This window comes from Shewanella sp. 10N.286.51.B7 (assembly GCF_002873615.1).
GTDB lineage: Bacteria > Pseudomonadota > Gammaproteobacteria > Enterobacterales > Shewanellaceae > Shewanella > Shewanella electrodiphila.
The window spans coordinates 17,212-32,955 of sequence record NZ_MCUF01000020.1 but is presented as its reverse complement, the minus strand read 5'-3'; the positions used below and the strand labels follow the sequence as shown (position 1 = coordinate 32,955).

Annotated in this window: 14 protein-coding genes; 5 read left to right on the top strand and 9 right to left on the bottom strand. The window is 42.5% G+C overall.

Features of this window, described 5'->3' with window-relative positions:
- Window positions 1–73 precede the first annotated feature (73 nt).
- The 4 genes from rpoH to ftsY form a co-directional block, all read right to left on the bottom strand.
- Window positions 74–937: an RNA polymerase sigma factor RpoH gene (gene rpoH, locus BCU84_RS03600; protein WP_102526739.1), complete on the bottom strand. Its 864-nt coding sequence runs from the start codon at window positions 935–937 to the stop codon at window positions 74–76.
- Window positions 938–1,190: 253 nt separating this feature from the next.
- Window positions 1,191–2,156 carry a permease-like cell division protein FtsX gene (gene ftsX, locus BCU84_RS03595; RefSeq protein WP_102526738.1) on the bottom strand — a complete coding sequence of 322 codons (966 nt, stop codon included), beginning with the start codon at window positions 2,154–2,156 and terminating at the stop codon, window positions 1,191–1,193.
- A complete protein-coding gene (gene ftsE / locus BCU84_RS03590) occupies window positions 2,156–2,848 on the bottom strand; it encodes a cell division ATP-binding protein FtsE (RefSeq protein WP_102526737.1) in 693 nt (230 codons plus the stop codon). Before ftsE ends, ftsX begins: the two co-directional genes overlap by 1 nt.
- Before the next feature lie 6 nt (window positions 2,849–2,854).
- Complete coding sequence (gene ftsY, locus BCU84_RS03585; protein WP_102526736.1) at window positions 2,855–4,624, bottom strand: signal recognition particle-docking protein FtsY; 1,770 nt, start codon at window positions 4,622–4,624, stop codon at window positions 2,855–2,857.
- Window positions 4,625–4,802: 178 nt separating this feature from the next.
- On the opposite strand from ftsY, the gene rsmD reads away from it, so the two are divergent.
- Both rsmD and BCU84_RS03575 read left to right on the top strand, forming a co-directional pair.
- Window positions 4,803–5,384: a 16S rRNA (guanine(966)-N(2))-methyltransferase RsmD gene (rsmD, locus tag BCU84_RS03580; protein ID WP_102526735.1), complete on the top strand. Its 582-nt coding sequence runs from the start codon at window positions 4,803–4,805 to the stop codon at window positions 5,382–5,384.
- 9 nt (window positions 5,385–5,393) lie between these two features.
- Entirely contained in the window at window positions 5,394–5,678 is a 285-nt protein-coding gene (locus BCU84_RS03575; RefSeq protein WP_102526734.1) for a DUF1145 domain-containing protein, read from the top strand.
- 596 nt (window positions 5,679–6,274) lie between these two features.
- Here BCU84_RS03575 and BCU84_RS03570 read toward each other — a convergent pair.
- Complete coding sequence (locus tag BCU84_RS03570; RefSeq protein ID WP_102526733.1) at window positions 6,275–6,838, bottom strand: NapC/NirT family cytochrome c; 564 nt, start codon at window positions 6,836–6,838, stop codon at window positions 6,275–6,277.
- A gap of 457 nt (window positions 6,839–7,295) precedes the next feature.
- Here BCU84_RS03570 and BCU84_RS03565 point away from each other — a divergent pair, with 457 nt between their 5' ends.
- The 3 genes from BCU84_RS03565 (at window position 7,296) to BCU84_RS03555 (ending at window position 12,707) form a co-directional block, all read left to right on the top strand.
- Window positions 7,296–7,763 (top strand): hypothetical protein, encoded by a 468-nt coding sequence (locus BCU84_RS03565; RefSeq protein WP_102526732.1) that lies wholly within the window; start codon window positions 7,296–7,298, stop codon window positions 7,761–7,763.
- Between the two features lie 159 nt (window positions 7,764–7,922).
- Window positions 7,923–9,551 (top strand): efflux RND transporter periplasmic adaptor subunit, encoded by a 1,629-nt coding sequence (locus tag BCU84_RS03560; RefSeq protein ID WP_241906353.1) that lies wholly within the window; start codon window positions 7,923–7,925, stop codon window positions 9,549–9,551.
- Window positions 9,552–9,563: 12 nt separating this feature from the next.
- Window positions 9,564–12,707, top strand: coding sequence for a CusA/CzcA family heavy metal efflux RND transporter (locus BCU84_RS03555; protein WP_102526731.1), 3,144 nt, complete (start codon window positions 9,564–9,566; stop codon window positions 12,705–12,707).
- A 61-nt stretch (window positions 12,708–12,768) separates the two neighbouring features.
- On the opposite strand, the gene BCU84_RS03550 is transcribed toward BCU84_RS03555, so the two are convergent.
- From BCU84_RS03550 to BCU84_RS03535, 4 genes are all read right to left on the bottom strand, one after another.
- Window positions 12,769–13,035, bottom strand: a complete 267-nt coding sequence (locus BCU84_RS03550; RefSeq protein WP_102526730.1) for a hypothetical protein — start codon at window positions 13,033–13,035, stop codon at window positions 12,769–12,771.
- Window positions 13,036–13,122: 87 nt separating this feature from the next.
- On the bottom strand, window positions 13,123–13,911 hold the full coding sequence (locus BCU84_RS03545; RefSeq protein ID WP_102526729.1) for a VOC family protein: 789 nt from the start codon (window positions 13,909–13,911) through the stop codon (window positions 13,123–13,125).
- Between the two features lie 208 nt (window positions 13,912–14,119).
- The gene (locus BCU84_RS03540) at window positions 14,120–15,343 is read right to left on the bottom strand and encodes an efflux RND transporter periplasmic adaptor subunit (protein WP_102526728.1); all 1,224 of its coding nucleotides are present in this window, start codon (window positions 15,341–15,343) and stop codon (window positions 14,120–14,122) included.
- Complete coding sequence (locus tag BCU84_RS03535; RefSeq protein ID WP_102526727.1) at window positions 15,340–15,684, bottom strand: MFS transporter; 345 nt, start codon at window positions 15,682–15,684, stop codon at window positions 15,340–15,342. Before BCU84_RS03535 ends, BCU84_RS03540 begins: the two co-directional genes overlap by 4 nt.
- Window positions 15,685–15,744 lie beyond the last annotated feature (60 nt).

Genomic DNA, 15,744 nt, shown 5'->3' with positions numbered 1-15,744 from the left:
TATAATAGAGCTAAAAAAAGCCATAAAAAAACCTGCCGTAGCAGGTTTTAATTATAAACTTAACCAAGCGGAATTAGATTTCCATGCAAGATTTAAGTTTGTTCATCGCGTTCTTTTCAAGCTGTCTGATACGCTCAGCAGAAACTTGATAAGTTGATGCTAATTCTTGCAGAGTCGTTTTATCATCATCTAACCAACGTGCACGCAAAATATGTTGGCTACGCTCGTCTAGAGTTTTAATCGCTGAGAATAAACGCGCTTGAGAATCTGATTCCCAATTTTCATTTTCAACTTCAACGGCTACATCAGAAGAATGATCTTCTAGATAATGAACAGGTGCAAAATCAACACTGCTGTCATCGTCATTGTCGCTGGCTAAATCAAATGCAGGATCTTGTGCCGCCATACGCGACTCCATTTCAGTGACGTCTTTTTTAGACACCCCTAAATTCTCTGCTACCATGCCGACTTCTTCGTCGCTAAACCAGCCTAAACGCTTTTTAGTTTTACGAATATTGAAGAATAATTTACGTTGCGCTTTGGTTGTTGCGACCTTCACAATACGCCAGTTTTTAAGCACGTACTCATGAATTTCAGCTTTAATCCAATGCACTGCAAAAGATACCAAGCGAACGCCAACACCAGGATCAAAACGTTTTACCGCTTTCATCAGACCGATGTTACCTTCTTGAATAAGATCTGCTTGTGGCAAACCATACCCAGAATAACCTTTCGCCACATGCACAACAAAGCGCAAGTGAGACATAATCAGTTTTTTTGCAGCATGTAGGTCGCCAGTTTCTTGCAAGCGTTTTGCAAGCTCCTGCTCTTCGTCTGCCCCAAGCATCTCGATGCCTGTGACTGATTGCATATAAGCTTCTAAGCTGCTACTTCCTCTAGGGACAGTGAGTGACATAGATTGCGATTGAAAGGCCATTAAAGCTCCTACTATTACTGCGTTTTTAACACTTATGTAACTTAAAATATTTTAAGTTAAGTGGTGAACTATCTATTATCGGACAACATATGTCAACAGTGGTTCAACACAAGGATGCACACAAAATGCGCGCTGAATTATACTCTGCTGAATCCAAAGCAATTGCAAGTGAACAAATGTTCATTTTTAGTCCAAAATAATCTTACCAACACATTTGGACATCATATATTGCCACTACAATACGACAGTAATATTAAGAAGGTTCAATTGCGCGTAAATGCTGCCTAACAGAGAGGTATGAGCCTAACCAGCCTAAGAAAGAAGCCAATAGCACCAATTTGACTAACTCAGCCATACTTAAGGCTTGAATTTGCAGTTGGCTACCGTATAAGCCAAGTAACTCAGCAAGGGCAGAATCAAGATACCAGACTAAAAGGTTAATGATGATCCAGGCGAGCACACCGCCAATCACTCCATACCAAATACCGGTATATAAGAAGGGCCTTTGAATAAAGGCTTCCGTTGCACCAACTAACTTCATCACTTCGATTTCGGTGCGGCGATTCATGATCGCTAATCGAATGGTGTTACCAATAACTAACACCACCGCGAGCACTAATAAGGCTGCAATGGCAAGTACAGTGCGTTCAATCAGTCTCACCATGGCTTGTAATCGTTCAAGCCATTCAATATCTAAACGACCAAAACTGACCTCAGGTTCGCGCTCAAGCTTGTCCAGCAACTTTCTTGCACCTTCAGGGCTTGAATGTCGTGCTAATGGCGTAACCACAACCACTGCAGGTAACGGATTACTATCGAGATAAGATAATGCTTCACCAAAACCTGATAAACGTTGAAATTCTTCTAAAGCTTGGTCGCGATTAATGTAGTGAACCACATCCACTTCGGAATAGACATTAATCCGTGAAATCAGACTTTGTATTGACTGTTCACTGCGTCCTTCATTAATAAATAGCGAGATTTCTGCTGCGTTATTCCAAGACTGAGTAATATTTTCAGCATTTTTAACTAGGACTTGTAGTGCAGCAGGTAAGCTCAAGCTGACTCCAAGCACTGCCATTGTCATCACAGATGACACAGGGTTACGCCACAGCTCACCAATACTGGCCATTGCTTGTTGAATATGACGTACAAAAAACATCACTAAACGCCCAGTAAAGGGCAGTTTACTCGCGGTTATCTTAACTTTATTCGACATTAAATCTGCCCCTGAGTATCAGCTGAATAGATTTCATCACCACCAAGCATTTTGCCTTGGCGTAAAGTTAAGGTGCGGTATTTCATTCGCGCAATTAAGCCCAAATCATGGGTTGCGATTAGGACGCTGGTGCCAGAGTCATGGAAGGTTTCAAATAAACGTAGAATGTCCATCGATAACTTAGGATCTAAGTTACCTGTTGGCTCATCGGCAAGCAGTAAAGGCGGTTTATTCACAATGGCGCGAGCAATACCGACACGTTGCTGCTCACCGCCAGACAACATCACTGGTAAATGACGCTCTTTGCCATACAAGCCCACCATATCAAGGGCGCCTGCTACACGTTTACGAATTTCACCGTGAGAAAAACCTTCAATCACTAATGGTAAAGCCACGTTATCAAACACGCTTTTATCCATGAGTAGGTGATGGTTTTGAAAAATCATGCCGATATTACGGCGAAGATATGGCACATGCTTTTTGCCAAGCTTGGCAATGTCATGACCATTAATAGAAACTTTACCGGCACTGGCACGCTCAATGACAGTGATCAATTTGAGCAAGGTACTTTTACCTGCGCCAGAGTGTCCGGTTAAAAAGGCCATTTCACCTTGTTGAAGACGAAAATTGACTTCAGAGAGTGCTTTTTGGCCACCCGGATAGATCTTACTGACTTGCTCAAAATGGATCATATGTGACTATTCTGCCTTATCCTGACTAAATAATGCTTCGATAAAATCGTTTGAATTAAAGGTACGTAAGTCATCAATCTGTTCACCAACACCAATGTGACGGATAGGGATATTAAACTTATCGGCAATCGCGAAAATTACGCCACCTTTTGCTGTGCCATCTAATTTACTGATCGTGATACCTGTAACGCCAACAGCCTCTTGGAACAGCTGTGCTTGACTAATCGCATTTTGGCCGGTACTTGCATCTAACGTTAACATGACTTCATGCGGCGCATCTGGGTCTAATTTCTTCATCACGCGAACGACTTTCTTCAGTTCTTCCATCAAGTGACTTTTGTTTTGTAAACGCCCTGCTGTATCTGCAATTAATACATCCACATTACGTGCTTTAGCCGCTTGCAATGCATCAAACAATACTGAGGCGCTATCTGCACCAGTGTGCTGAGCAACAACAGGGATCTCGTTACGCTGCCCCCATACTTGTAACTGTTCAACAGCTGCAGCACGGAAGGTATCACCCGCAGCTAACATGACAGATTTGCCTTGTTTTTGATACTGTTTTGCCAATTTACCAATGGTGGTAGTTTTACCCACGCCATTAACACCCACCATTAAAATCACAAATGGGCCATTGGCATTTTCAGGCACTAAAGGAATCGCAACAGGGTCTAGAATGGTTTGCATTTCATCGCGCATTAAATCATAAAGCGCTTCGGCGTCTTTAAGCTGTTTGCGAGAGGCGCTGTCAGTCAGGCTATCAATAAGTCGAGTGGTGGTTTCAACACCTACATCGGCAATAAGCAGCTGTTCTTCTAATTCCTCGAATAAATCATCATCAATCTTCTTACCGCTAAAGATCCCCATAAAGCCACTACCAATGTTTTCACTGGTGCGCTTTAGGCCACGCTTTAAGCGAGCAAAAAGACCTTCTTTAACAGGTTTAGCTTGAGGCTCTGCGACAACGTCTGTTGTTTCTGCTTCTTGTGCCGCTTGAGCAGCAGCTTCTTCCTCTTCCAGACGCCGAGCTTCTGCACGTTCAGCCTCTTCTAGCTCTCTTTGTTCTTGAGCTAATTGCTCTTCGGCAAGGCGAGTTTGTTCTGTGACTCGTTGTTGCTCAGCTTGGCGATCTGCTTCAGCTTTATCAGCAGCCGCTTTTTCTTGAGCTGCCAACTCTACAGCTGCTTGTTCTGCTGCCTTTTGTTCAGCTTCAATACGGGCTTGCTCTTCAGCGCGCTGTTGCTCGGCTAATTGTTGTTCTGCAAGTTCCTGAGCTAATCGGTCAGCTTCAGCTTTTTCTGCAGCTTCTTTTTCTACTGCAAGACGGTTTTGTTCTTCAACGCGCTGCTGTTCAGCTAATTGCTGAGCCTGTAATTCAGCCTCAGCCTTTTCAGCAGCTTCTTTTTCTACTGCAAGACGGTTTTGTTCTTCAACGCGTTGCTGTTCAGCTAATTGCTGAGCCTGTAATTCAGCTTCAGCCTTTTCAGCAGCTTCTTTTTCTGCTGCAAGACGGTTTTGTTCTTCAACACGTTGCTGTTCAGCTAATTGCTGAGCCTGTAATTCAGCCTCAGCCTTTTCAGCAGCTTCTTTTTCTGCTGCAAGACGGTTTTGTTCTTCAACACGTTGCTGTTCAGCTAATTGCTGAGCAGCAAGCTCTGCTTCAGTCTGCTCAGTACTACTGGTGTCAATTTGCTCTTGAGCGTTGTCGGTTGTAACTTTCTCTTGTTCTTTGGTTTTGTCTTTACGAAACCACGAAAAAAAACCTTTCTTTGCCATGTCTACTACCAGTACTTAGTGAGCTAAAAAATTCGGAAAAATACTCTCGATAACTTAATACAGATAATGTCAGAAGGATTGCTCACCTTTAGGCATCAGTTTGGTATAAAATATCGAGTATTCTAATTGGTTGCATAGTCTACCACTTTCTTTGTTCAGGCAAAATCACGAGGGCAAAATGTCCAAAAATAAGTCCGCTAGCGGCCAAGTCAGGATCATTTCAGGACAATGGCGTTCACGAAAACTTCCTATTCACGATCTTGAAGGTCTTCGACCAACCACAGATCGAGTGCGCGAGACCTTATTTAACTGGTTATCCACAGACGTTCGCGGTGCAAGAGTGTTGGATTGTTTTGCTGGAAGCGGCGCACTGAGCCTAGAAGCATTATCACGCTACGCTGACTATGCTCGAATTTTTGAACTGCAATCCAGCGCAGCGAAGCAGTTGCAACAAAATTTACAAACCCTAAAATGCGAAACGGCCGATGTCATTAATGGTGATAGTTTGGCTTTGCTCGCCAAAGGTAATCCAGATAAAGGCTTTGATATTGTTTTTGTCGATCCTCCTTTTCGCAAAGATCTGGCCAGTAAAACCATCGCGCTGCTAGATGAAAAACAATGGCTCAATGAAAATGCACAAATTTATGTCGAAACGGAATCCGACTTAGCTCAGTTAGACATCCCCAATACTTGGATTGAGCTTAAACAGAAATCGGCAGGGCAAGTGACCTACCGTTTATTCCAATATCAAATTGATTAAAGGTTACAGATGAAATTTTTTATTCTGGCAGGTAAGAGCTTTACTCTGCTGACATGGTTGGTGATGTTTTATAATGTGTTCATGCCATTCGATGGCAAAGTCAGCATTGTTCTTAATATTCTGTTATTGATCACGGCATTTATGCATTTGTTCCAATTATTGATTTTTTACACCATGTTCAACACATTACTAAAACTTAAGTTAGTCGATTACATTAAAGTCTATTTCTTGGGTGTCTTTGGTTTATTAGAATATCGCCAAAAAGTATTGGATTTACCTCAAGCTGAAGATTGATACTTATAGCTGGCATCACAAATGAAGTGATAACGAAATTAAACAGCATCTAAGTTATGAGCCTCACATTCGTGGGGCTTTTTATTGAGCTTTTATTATGGGTTACCCTTTAAAGCACTAATCAATATGGTTATAGACATTAATTGATCATGGCTAGGGTCATCACTCCCTATTCACCATCTCTTATGTAGGTCTACTTACTTTTTAGGGTAAGGGTGAGCAACACCTTTATGACAATCTACACAAGTCTTTCTGCTTGGAATAATAGTCGCCTTCTTGCTTTTTAATTCACAACAGCAAATTTCAGCCATAAAAAACCTCGCCATAGCGAGGTTTTTTTAATTGATAGCTGCAAGGGTCATCACTCCCTATTCGCCATCTCTTATGTAGGTCTACTTACTTTTTAGGGTAAGGGTGAGCAACACCTTTATGGCAATCTACACAAGTCTTTCTGCTTGGAATAGTAGTCGCCTTCTTGCTTTTTAATTCACAACAGCAAATTTCAGCCATAAAAAAACCTCGCCATAGCGAGGTTTTTTTAATTGATAGCTGCAAGGGTCATCACTCCCTATTCGCCACCTCTTATGTAGGTCTACTTACTTTTTAGGGTAAGGGTGAGCAACACCTTTATGACAATCTACACAAGTCTTTCTCTTATCGCCTTCTTGCTTGGCGTTGCGTTCGTGCATTCTTTTAGCCATTTTCTTCATTGTTTCAGGCTGATCTTCGTAGATACGAGTATGACAATGTTGGCAGTTAGCTGAGTCAGTTGCACGGAAGTATTCAAGTGCAATATCTGCTTGCTCTTTACGGTTTTCATCTAACCATGCTTGCGTGTTGAAATCTTTGATAGTCACAAAACCATATAGATCTTTCGATACGATGATTTTCTTAACCAAGTAATCAACTGGGCCATGTGGAAGGTGACAATCTTGACATTGCACAGTTACACCTGCGCTTCCACCACCATGAGCTGAAGCAAGTACTTCATCTTTTAGTGAGTGGTTACTGTGACAGCTCATACAGAATGCATCACTACTTGTCGCATGTAAGGTTTGCTGTGTAGCGAAGTAGCCTACTACACCCATAATCACACCGACTACAATCAGTGCGATAATTGAATATTTTGCGCTTGGTTTGAAAAGTGCACGCCAGTTCATCGGTCATCTCCAATAGAAAATTTATAATTTATAATTCTTAAACTCTAAAATATAATTTTTAAATTCTAAAAATAATATTTGTATTCTAGGTTGTTTTAGCCTTAAAAAAATGATTTAAAGGCATGTTTTAATTAATAAGTTGCTACATTATGTTCAAAATGAGACCTAGATCGAAATAACCACAAAATTAGTGACCCAATCTAGCTTACTTAAACCTAATACAAGCTGGGCTTATTGGCAAAGTTTCTTTAACAATATCTAGAAAGTTCATAAAACTGACACCATCAATAAAACTAATGAACTATCATTAACTTAAACAATCTATATTATTTAATTATCTGTTTTGTGACCCGTTTTATTGCTCGCTGAATGTTAACAAGCTATATTCGCCAAGTTAATGAGTAAAATTCTTTTACTGTTATTACGACTTTTAATAATTAGGATCTACAGGCTATAAATGAGCGTTAAACTGTCCCACCACATCATTATTTTCTTCGCTTTGTTCGCATTACTCGGACAAGGCTTAGTCACTAATGGCTATGCGATGGTGGCAATGCCTATGACTCATATAGTTGATAAAGAACCAACGAGTGATGCAGCTACCGAGGATGCGGAAAGCGCTACGATGGACTGCCACCAGCAGGTATCGACCAACATCCCCTCAATAATAGACAGTAACAAGCAAAGCAAACATTGTTGCGACTCTATAACTGATATAGCACAGACCGAACCATCTTCATGTTGTGATTCAGTGGCAGGTTGCAGTCTTGATTGCAGTCATTGTATGAAGATTTCGATGACCGGTCACCTACAGAGTATCGATATCATCATTGCTAAATCACTGAATATAAAAGCAGAAGCGACTAAATTACCGCATTTTTTTTACCATCAAACCTTGCCAGCATTTAAACCTCCTATTGCCTAAACTGCATTAAACCCGCCATACATTACTGTTTACATCACCAAAACGTGATTTCATATGGCGCATTTTTACAAACGATCACTTTACCGGTTTTACTTTTACGATGACCTAATTCACTGCCAAATGTGGATTGTTGTTCGTCATTCGTTACTTGAGGTTTTTATGAAACACATTATCAGTCTTTTTATTGCAATGACGTTGGGGGCTGTACTTGCTATTAGCACCGCTAACGCAGCTACTGATACCCGAGATAATCATCAACATGCTGATCATTCAATTGATCCGCATCCAATGTATTCATGCCCAATGCATCCAGAAGAAACCAGCCATGAAAAAGGTCGCTGCTCACTGTGTAATATGTTTCTGGTCAAAAATGAGCAATCTGCAATCGATGAATTAGTGACAAATACCCCCAATTACTATTGCCCAATGCACCCTGAAGAAACCAGCCATGAAAAAGGTCGCTGCCCGCAATGTAATATGTTCTTAGTCAAGGAAGAAGAGGAAGAGTCCACTTCAGTTGAACATGCGGGTCATAGCCATACTCATGCTGTGACTCTGCCTGATAAGTCAGCAAGTCAATCTAAAGCTGAGCAGGTGCTTAGTCAGCCTAAACCGGCATTACTCACCACTCCACAAGCGAATGATGAAGGTAATATCAAATACGTTTGCCCAATGCACCCTCACGTGATTTCTGATGAACAAGGCACCTGCCCGATTTGCGGAATGAATCTAGAAAAAGTCACTATGGGTAGCGTAGGCGAAGAAGTCGTGGTTGGCGTATCCGGAGGTATGCAACAAGCGCTTGGGATGCGTAGTGAACAAGTCAGCGAAGGCACATTATGGAAACTCGTTAAAACCATTGGCACCGTCGAATACAATGAAAACACCATTGGCCATGCGCATACCCGTGTCAGTGGTTGGTTAGAAACTCTCATGATCCATAATGTTGGTCAGAGGGTTAAAAAAGGCCAGCTGCTATATGAACTGTATTCCCCTGAGTTAATCAACGCTCAAGATGATTATATGCAAGCCAAAGATTATCTCATGCAAGACCCTGAACGCGGTGCTGGGCTGCTTAAAAAAGCTCGATTACGCCTTGAACTACTTGGGGTGAGTTCCACAACTATCCAACAACTGGAAAACACTGGCGAGACCATTTATCGCGTCCCATATTATGCCGACCAAGATGGCTTTATCAGTCAACTGAGTGTTCGTCATGGTATGTATGTTGAACCCGGAACAACCTTATTTGAAATCGTCGACTTACGAAGTGTTTGGGTTATTGCTGATGTGTTTGAAAATGAGCAAAGCTGGTTAGAGCAAGGTCGCCCAGTTGAAGTAACGTCTTCAGCCCAAGGTTTGTTCGATCTTGAGTCCACAATCGATTATATCTACCCAGAACTTGATCCCGTCTCTCGTGCGATGCGAGTGCGCATCAAACTCGAAAATCCAGGTAAAAGCTTAAAACCAGGCAGCTTAGTTGATGTGAAATTATTTGGCGGCCCAAAGCGCGGCGTATTATCCATTCCTACTGAAGCATTAATTCAAACAGGTCGAGAGAACCGTGTTGTAGTGCAACGTGATGATAATAGCTTTGCTTCAGTAGCCGTCAAAGTCGGTATGATTGCTCAAGGTAAAGCAGAGATTATCGAAGGTCTGCAAGCGGGTGAAAAGGTCATCGTATCCGGCCAATTCTTATTAGATTCTGAAGCCAGTATTCAAGGTAGCTTGCAACGATTAAGTGGCAGTAATACTGAACCCGCAACTGCTCCTCATGCGCATCATTAATCGGAGGCCGACATGTTAGAAAAAATAATCAGCGCCTCAATTAGGCAAAGAGCTATGGTGTTAGTGCTTACTGCCGTGATTGCCTTAATTGGTTATCAGGCAATGCGCATGACGCCACTGGATGCACTACCAGATTTATCTGATGTGCAAGTAATTGTAAAAACCTCATACCCAGGCCAAGCACCGCAATTAGTTGAAGACCAAATAACCTATCCGTTATCAACCGCCATGCTCGCCGTACCTGGCGCAAAAACAGTGCGCGGTTTTTCTATGTTTGGCGACTCTTACGTCTACATTATTTTTGAAGACGGCACAGACATTTATTGGGCTCGCTCCCGAGTCTTAGAATATTTATCCCAAACCCAAGGGCAGCTACCCGACAATGTCACTCCCACTCTGGGACCTGACGCATCTGGAGTTGGTTGGGTATTTCAGTACGCGTTAGTTGATCGCAAAGGCCAACATGATTTAGCACAATTGCGTTCACTGCAAGATTGGTTTTTAAAGCTTGAATTGCAAAGTGTTAGCGGCGTGTCAGAAGTCGCGACTATTGGCGGCATGGAGCAGTCATACCAAATCATTGTTGACCCGCATAAGTTGGCTTTGTATCAAATTGATTTAATGACTGTAAAAAATGCCTTAGACAATTCTAACAGTTCAACAGGTGGCTCAGTCATTGAAATGGCAGAAGCCGAGTACATGATCACTTCAACAGGTTATCGGCAAACACTGGCTGACTTTAGGGAAATACCATTAGGCATAGTGTCTGAATCTGGCACGCCGGTATTGATGAAAGATGTGGCGCAACTACGCACAGGGCCTGCCGCCCGTCGCGGAATCGCCGAACTAGATGGTAAAGGTGAAGTGGTTGGCGGCATTGTGGTGATGCGTTACGGTGAAAATGCCCTCGCCACCATCAACAATGTCAAAGATAAGCTTAAAGAAATCGAAAACGGCCTGCCTGATGGGGTGGAGTTAGTGATCACTTACGATCGCTCTGAGCTTATTCTTAACTCAGTGGACAATCTTAAACATAAAGTCCTCGAAGAAATGATGGTCGTAGGCATTATCTGCCTGATTTTCTTGCTTCATGCCCGCTCAACCTTAGTGGCGATTATCTCGTTACCAATCTCAATATTAATCAGTTTTATCGTGATGAATATTATCGGGGTAAATGCCAACATCATGAGTTTAGGTGGGATAGCCATTGCCATAGGAGCGGTGGTGGATGCCGCCATTGTGATGGTCGAAAATGTGCATAAGCATTTAGAACAATATCGAGAAAAACATAATGGTCAAACTCCTACGGGTGACACCCATTGGGAGTTAGTGCGAAAAGCTTCGGTTGAAGTCGGCCCAGCACTATTTTTCAGTCTGTTGATTATCACCTTAAGCTTTGTGCCTGTGTTTGCCCTAGAAGCTCAAGAAGGCCGATTATTCCACCCTTTGGCATTTACTAAAACCTTTGCCATGGCTGCCAGTGCGATATTAGCTATTACCTTGATCCCGGTGTTAATGGGCTATTTCGTTCGCGGTAAAATCCCTGATGAGAAGAAAAACCCTCTCAGCAGACTATTGATTGCCATTTACGAGCCTATGCTGCGTTTAGTGCTTAAATTTCCAAAGTTCACCATCTTATTAGCCATCATTGCCCTTGGCAGTGCGGTGTATCCAATGACAAAAATGGGCAGCGAGTTTATGCCTGAACTTGAAGAAGGTGATTTGCTTTATATGCCAACGACTCTACCAAGCGTAAGTGCTGGTAAAGCCGCTGAAATTTTGCAGCAAACTGACCGACTCATTAAAACCGTACCCGAGGTAAAGCGGGTATTTGGTAAGGTTGGCCGAGCGATGACTGCCACCGATCCTGCGCCGTTAACCATGCTAGAAACCACCATCATGCTTAACCCGCGTGATACGTGGCGCGAAGGTATGACACTTGAGGGGATCATTGCTGAGCTTCAAAAGACGGTTAAAGTACCCGGAATGACCAATGCTTGGGTTCAACCGATAAAAACTCGCATTGATATGCTCTCAACAGGAGTACGAACCCCTGTCGGAATTAAAATTTCCGGCGCAGATATTGATGAACTTCAGCGTATTGGCACTGAAATAGAAGCCGTTGTCAGCCAACTACCTGGTACGCAATCGGCATTTGCTCAGAGAACAAGTGGTGGCCGCTATATTGATATTGAGCCAGATCTTAAAAATGCTGCTCGTTACGGAATGACCCTCAAAGACATTCAAGATGTGGTGCAAATGGCCATTGGCGGTATGCAAGTGGGTCAATCTATTCAAGGGCAAGAACGTTACCCAATCAATATTCGCTACCCCCGCGAACTGCGTGACAGTATCGAAAAGCTGCAAGACTTACCTGTCATGACCAAAACAGGTAAATACTTACCATTAGGCAACTTAGCAACCATTTCTATTAGCGATGGTGCGCCCATGCTTGCCAGTGAAAATGGTAGATTAATCAGTTGGGTATTTGTCGATTTGGACAACATATCCATTGGTGAATATATTGCTACAGCCAAACAAGCGCTTAATGAACAAGTTCAGCTTCCACCTCGATATAGCTACACTTTTGCAGGCCAATATGAGTATATGCAACGCGTGGAAGCAAAAATGGAGTTGGTTATTCCGTTAATGCTTGCGGTGATTTTCATGCTGCTAATGATGACTTTTGGCTCATTTACCCAGGCTTCAGTGATCATGTTGAGCCTGCCATTTTCGCTTGTTGGCAGTGCATGGTTATTGTACTTGTTGGATTTCAATTTCTCGGTAGCAGTTTCTGTCGGGATGATTGCACTTGCAGGGGTCGCGGCTGAATTTGGTGTGGTGATGCAGGTATATTTGAATAACAGCATTAAAGACAGACAAGCAAAAGGGCAATACAAGCAGCGCAGTGATTTAAGCGAGGCGTTAATCCACGGCGCCGTGATGCGTATTCGCCCTAAAGCCATGACCGTTGCCACCATTTTCTTTGGATTACTGCCAATTATGTGGGGCAGTGGTACAGGTAATGAAGTAATGCAGAAAATTGCCGCGCCTATGGTCGGTGGCATGGTCACCGCCCCATTGCTGTCATTGTTTGTTATTCCAGCCATTTATTTACTGATATATGGCAGGAAACTACCAAGAGCATCTGATTAAATAACACCATCAAAAAAGGCGCTCTCAGCGCCTTTTAAATTTTATAAACACAATATTGATTTTATAGATCTTCACTCATGATCTGTTGTTTAAGTTTGGCTAATTGCATCATTTTTACCATTCCCCACATCATGGTCACACCGCCAATCGCCACCATAACATACTGTACATTCGCATTATCTAACATCGGCATCGTTGCAATGTTAAAGCCTGCAAAAATGCCATATAAGCCCGCAGCCATTAGCAAGGATCCAGGGAAATCAATCACTGCTACCATGGTCATTTTCTTTTGAATATCTGCTAATTTTTGCTCTTTGGTCTGCGACATGTTTCTTCCTTGAACTGGGTTGATAAAACTAAAAATTTTGTCTGATTCACTAAGCTAACAAACCCATGACCTTGGCGAAAGTATAATTTAGCAATCAGGTAGACTCAGTTTAATGATTGAAAATGTGCCTCCTTGAGGATCATCAATCACCGCAAACCGACCCACATCAGGTATATCTGTCGGCGGCACGCAAATTTTACCGCCCAACTCATCCGCTTTAGCTGCCATTGCATCGCAATCTTCAACGCTAAAATACAACATCCAGTGAGGTGGCATATCGCCAAACTCTTCGGTCATTTCCATCATGCCACCAATAGCCTGCTGAGCCACCATCCATTGGGTATACTCAGCAACACCCACTTCCGACATGTCCACCGTTTCAGTGTCAAAGCCCAAAACTTGGCAGTAAAAGTTTTTAGATAAGCCTGCATTGCGGCACATGTACTCAACCCAGCAAAGTGTATTAGGTTCAAAAGAACGTTTAATTCCTACATGTTCAATGGCTTGCCAAATAGAAAAACGCGCCCCTTCTGGATCATGGCACACGGCCATGCGGCCTGAATTTCCCACTTCATGAGGGCCTGCAATAATTTCGCCACCAGCATGTTTAATCGATTTCACTGTTTCGTCGACATTATCGACTGCAAAATACAGCTCCCAATGTGTCGGCTGTGATGCCATTTCTTTTGGCATTTGATACATAGCACCAATATCATCACCCTCTATCTGCAGCATAGTGTAGTGACCTTCTGGCATAGGCATATCATCGGCGTGCCATTGAAAAAGGTTTTGGTAAAAGCTTTTGGCAGAAAACCAGTCATGACTTGCAAGCTCTACCCAACAAGGCTGACCTTGAGCGTATTTAGACACTTTCATACATACTTGTCCTTGTAATAGTTAGCAATGAATAACGTGAACATGACTTAACAGTTAAGACGTTTTTTCAGCCGCTGTCGAGGTGAATCTTGATAAATACAACTCTTTACTGGCATAAAAAAGCGCCCTTATCTAAGGACGCTTTTAGAACGTTTGAGACTCACTAATTCAATCGTTAAGTACTTATCTTAATGTTAAGAACTTACCTTTATATAGACCAGATATAGTAAATCTGAGACTTCATTCGAATAATAATGCCGCGTATCACATCTAAAAAGCTCATAAACTCAGCAGGTTTAGTCCCTGATACCCAAGCTAATCCAACTGAACCGACTGGGATATCATACTCTGCAGACTCTTGTAGTTTTAAGCGCACAAAGTGATGCTTATTATTGATGTTTTGCCCTGTGGTCTGTCTGACATTGTCATCACGTGCTAATAAGCTGCCTTGCGCCTCTCCTGTTGCCTCAATAATCCCTTCAACTTCAGCGTTGAAAATTTTACTTGGGTACACCGCTGATGCAAACTCCGCCATTTGGCCAACCTCAACGTTACGTATCGCTTGGTGATTGACTCGCATCAGTACATACTTTTCATCGGTATACATCTGAATTCTCGGCGCAACACCAACATATTGACCTTCTCGCATTATGAAGTTAGTCACATAACCATTAGCAGGTGCATAAACCTTTGTATTATCAAGGTTCCATTGTGCTTGAGCCACATTTTCGATTTCACTCTCTAAGTCTGACTGACGGCTATCAACCGTTAAGTGAGCTTTTTGAATATCGAGCTTAGCTTTTTGAACTTCAGTTTTCGATTTAGCAATTTGAGTGACATAGGCATCGACTTTGGCTTGGGCTAAATCAACAGCTGTTTGCTGCTCATCTAACTGACTTTCTGTAATCGTGTCAGGCACTATGCTATTTTGCTCAACGTAACGCGCCAGCGTTGTCTCTTTCCAAGTTAAATCTTTCTTAGCTGCATGCAATTGGTTTTTACTGATGGCTTCATCAGAATTTGCCGATTGCAGTTCTTTCTCTGCAATAAGGATATCTTCTTTCGCTAGTGACAATGCGACTGTCGCGGTTTGCTTACCCACAGAGGCTTTATTTAAAGCAATTTGGTAAGGCTCATCATCAAGCTCATATATCAACTGCCCAGCCACGACCCTTTCATTGGGTTCAACATAAATGCCTTTTACATTACCTTTAATTTGCGTTGACGCAGGACGTAACTGAATATGCGGTGATTGCACAACAGAGCCGCCTGTAATATCCATAGGTGCATAATTTAATAAACCGACCCACACGAACATTAACCAACCCGTGCCGCCTAAATATGCAAACGCTTTAGTGCCTTTATTCCACGGCATACCCACCATACGCAGAATATAAATAAACAATGCCCATACGGCTAAACCTTCAATCATGAGTTAACCTCTTCTTTTTGGGGAGTGGCTGATACTGGTTCGTCAGTATCCTTTTCTCGCCATACATCTCTAATTTTTCTCAGTGCTTTACCGGTATCAATAAACGCAACCATCACAGCTAATACCCAAACCCAATGCCACAAAAAACCTATCCAGGTGAGCGCAGTGATGAGCCCTATTTGTTGATGGTTTTCTTTATGTGCCTTATCGATTGGCAATTCATGTACCTTCCAAAAGCCATAACCTGCTGCGGCAACTACGCCGACTAAAACCACTAATGCAACGCCATGAAGTGCAGCATCAACACCTGTATCGACGAATGGCATACTGAATAAACTCATATTGATCTCACCTCTGTAATCTTGAATGTGGCTAGTTTGCCTCTACCACTTCAAATCACA